The 1,855-nt window shown below is 38.9% G+C and carries 3 protein-coding genes; all 3 read right to left on the bottom strand.

Annotation, left to right across the window (positions count from 1 at the left end):
- The coding region (locus FCV43_RS20210; protein ID WP_240697206.1) for a pseudouridine synthase at positions 1-419 on the bottom strand (419 nt) is incomplete at its 3' end.
- Between the two features lie 224 nt (positions 420-643).
- Entirely contained in the window at positions 644-1,153 is a 510-nt protein-coding gene (locus FCV43_RS20205; protein WP_136996191.1) for a hypothetical protein, read from the bottom strand.
- Positions 1,154-1,379: 226 nt separating this feature from the next.
- Complete coding sequence (locus FCV43_RS20200; RefSeq protein WP_136996190.1) at positions 1,380-1,730, bottom strand: hypothetical protein; 351 nt, start codon at positions 1,728-1,730, stop codon at positions 1,380-1,382.
- Positions 1,731-1,855: the final 125 nt, after the last annotated feature.

Below are 1,855 nucleotides of genomic sequence, written 5' to 3'. Positions count from 1 at the left end.
GAAATTGGACGAGATAAACACACACGATAAACTTTGCGACATTCTTTCGTTGGTGTCGTGATATTAAACGACCAACGTCCATCGTCAGTAATTAACACCATACCTGTTGTATCTGCATCCAAACGACCCGCTATGTGAAGCTCCGAAACGTTATCAACGTTCAAGTAATTGAACAGAGATGGATAAACCTCATCAATATTAGAGCAAATAGTGCCCGCTGGCTTATGCATGAGAATATAGCGGAAATCACGAGCTTTTAACTTAACACCATTCAACAATATCGTATTATTTTCATGAACTTGAGTTGCCTCATTCATAACAACATCGTCATTGACCATAACCCGGCCAGAATTAATCTGTTGGATAGCTTCGGTTTTTGTTAACGCAGTGCTTTTACACACAAATTTATCGAGGCGCATTATCAGCAACATTTAGAGTAAAAAAGAGCCTGACATTATCCTTTCTCACTGCAAATAAGCAACAATTGCCTGATAAATAAGTGATTTATGAGCCTTTGTGTATAACGCCCAATTAACTTGCGCAGCAACGCAATGCAGAGGTTCTGCACTGCGCCATAATCACTAGGACTGATTTGAAGTAAAACTGCCACGCGTTGTAAGTCAGGTTAAATTGTTTGTTATGTTTACGAGTCAGTCATATATGTGACAACTTTCGGATCACGAAACATTGCTGATACAGCCTCACCTAAAGTGTGGCTTGCTGTATCGTGTACATCGTAGCCATTTTCACTATAAGCCGTATAAATTGCACTATATCCGTTACCGATAGAAATAGAGATTTTTGTCGTGCACGATGGACCAAACATTCCTTTTTTACAACTTAAGTTATCCACTGACATCGACAACTCTTTAGCTGGGTTTTTTGACGATATAGTTGCTTTTCTTTTCACCAATTCTTGTTCAGTTATTGCGACCAAAGTTTCGGTAAAATCAAATTTTGATCCAGTAAATGCCATAATATCAAGATCAGCTACAACTATTTTGTCGTGGCTAGGTTGGGTATTAATTACCGCCACAGTATCGTTTACGTTGAATTCAATGAAAGGGCTAATTTCCGTAACATCAACTTCTGTCTTTAATGGTTGAACGCAGCCTCCGAGAATTAGCGGGAAGAGTATTACTATTTTATTCATTAGAACCACTATGCAACTTGTATCAAAAAATTAGAGTGCAAGCTAACAAATTAAAGCCTCACAAAATGAGACTTACGCCTAATTTCAGGTAGTTAACATAACGCCCAATTAAGGTGTGAAGCACGCGACCACGACACTTTATTTGACCACCGTAAACACTAAACTCAATCCAAACCCAAAATGCCAAGCGTGCTGAATCACTCTTAAATTGTTTGTTATACACGTTCTAAATCGGTACTTTTCCTGTAGTCTTTGCCCACCAGACAAGTGCAATAGGAGTAAACATCAGCATGAGCCGTAAATTGAATAAAAGGAAATCAAAAACTAACTTTGATATCTTTCCATCATTGTCATAGATGTATATCTTTTTAAGGTACTCATACGGCTCGCGAGTACCATGTGTTACTTGGGTAGCCAAAAACAAATAACTTATTATAGTGAAAACCCAAGCGATAATATTGTCCGTACTCACCGCTACGACCATTCCAGCGCTCGTCCATAGGCTATTTCTCACGGAGTTAAACCAGACATCAACAAGCTTGCTGTCATGAATATTTTTGAAAAATGGACCTTTCATATTTTCCTCGAAGTGTATAACGCCCAATTAAGGTGCGACAACGCTATAACACCCAAACTAAACCATTGCGCCGTAAACACAAATTTCAAACCGGAGTGAACTCGCTAAGCGTTAGGAGTCACTCT

This window comes from Vibrio genomosp. F6, from assembly GCF_005146325.1.
Classification (GTDB): Bacteria; Pseudomonadota; Gammaproteobacteria; order Enterobacterales; family Vibrionaceae; genus Vibrio; species Vibrio cortegadensis.
This window is presented reverse-complemented; position numbering and strand designations above follow the sequence as displayed.